The organism is Cereibacter changlensis JA139, assembly GCF_003034985.1.
In the GTDB taxonomy this organism is placed as follows: Bacteria; Pseudomonadota; Alphaproteobacteria; order Rhodobacterales; family Rhodobacteraceae; genus Cereibacter; species Cereibacter changlensis.
Genome location: NZ_PZKG01000342.1, coordinates 1 through 1,327 on the forward strand (window position 1 = coordinate 1; position 1,327 = coordinate 1,327).

The following is a 1,327-nucleotide window of genomic DNA, read 5'->3' on the forward strand; positions in this document are numbered from 1 at the left end:
CGCCCAGGCGGCCCTGCCCCGCCGCCTCGGTCATCCAGCGGCAGAGGTTGCGGACGCGGCGGTCCCGCGCCAGGGCCTCGGGATAGACCAGATAATAGCCGCCGCCGGTCGGGACACGGTGGGGGAAGAGCTCGGCCAGCCGCCCGGTCCCGGCATCGAACCCCGCGATCTCCACCCCGGCCAGGGCCACGCCTGCCCCGTCCATCGCGGCGCGCAGGGCGAGGCCCGAGGAATCCACCTGCAACACCGCCGCGGGCCGGATCGGTCCGCCCGGCAGCGTCGCGTTCCAGCGCGCGAAGTTCTCCTTGCGGTATTGCGACAGGAACAGGGTCATGCCCCCGATCCGGGCGCGCATGTCGGCAGCAGGCAGACCGGCCAGCGCGGGCATGCCGAAGAGGCCCACCGTTTCATCGAACAGAAGGTCAGCCCGCGTCCCTTCCCAGGCGCCGGCACCGTGCCGCACCGCCACATCGGCCACGCCCGCCGACAGGTCCACCGCCTCTTGCGTCGTCGAGATCAGCAGATCGAACCCCGCCCTCTCGAACGGATAGCGGGTCAGGCGGGGCGAGAGCCAATGCGCGGCGAAGGTCGGCAGCATCGACAGGCGCAGGGGTCCGCTGCCGCGGTCCTCCTTCAGCCCGGCCACCGCCCGGGTGATCCGGGCGAACCCTGCCGTCAGGTCGGGGGCAAGCCGCGCCCCCGCCTCGGTCAGCTCCAATGCCGGGCCGACGCGCCGCATCAGCGTCAGGCCAAGTCTGTCCTCCAGCCCGCGCAACTGATGGCTGACGGCCGAAGGCGTCACCCCCAGTTCCAGCGCCGCCTGCTTGATCGACAGATGCCGCGCCGCAGCCTCGAAGGCGCGCAGCGCGTTCAGGGGTGCGGTAAGGCGATCGGGCGTCGTCTTGTCCATGCTCCCTCACAGGGTTGTCCTGCCTCGAACCGGGTGGAAAGGCGAACGATGCTTTCTCACCCCCGACTGAAATCTGCTCACTCGCCACAGCCTTGCCAAAGGCGACACTCTCGCTGACATTTTGCAAGAGAAAGTCCGCGAATGCGCCCGGGACTGTCCCGGTGGACAGCGCCCTTGGCCAAGCAAGGAGAGGCTGCGGCTGTCGGATTGGGGCTCTGCATGACCGGCGCCCTGTCGCGCGCGGCGGCCGCCCGCACCGGCCACGACGATGCGCTGAGGCTGGACCTGAACCGCAATGTCGCCGAGATAATGGCGGCGCGCAGCAATCGCGGATTGATCCGGCGAGCCAAGAGGCCGCCCATCACTGCCCCAAGGACTGCATAGGCGAGGGCGCTGGCCTCCAGGCCATCCGCCCCC

General features: G+C 70.4%; 1 protein-coding gene. It reads right to left on the reverse strand.

Annotation, left to right across the window (positions count from 1 at the left end; genetic code table 11):
* Nucleotides 1-910 (reverse strand): LysR substrate-binding domain-containing protein (locus C5F48_RS23895; RefSeq protein WP_107666139.1); only part of this gene is annotated, 910 nt, incomplete at its 3' end.
* Nucleotides 911-1,327: the final 417 nt, after the last annotated feature.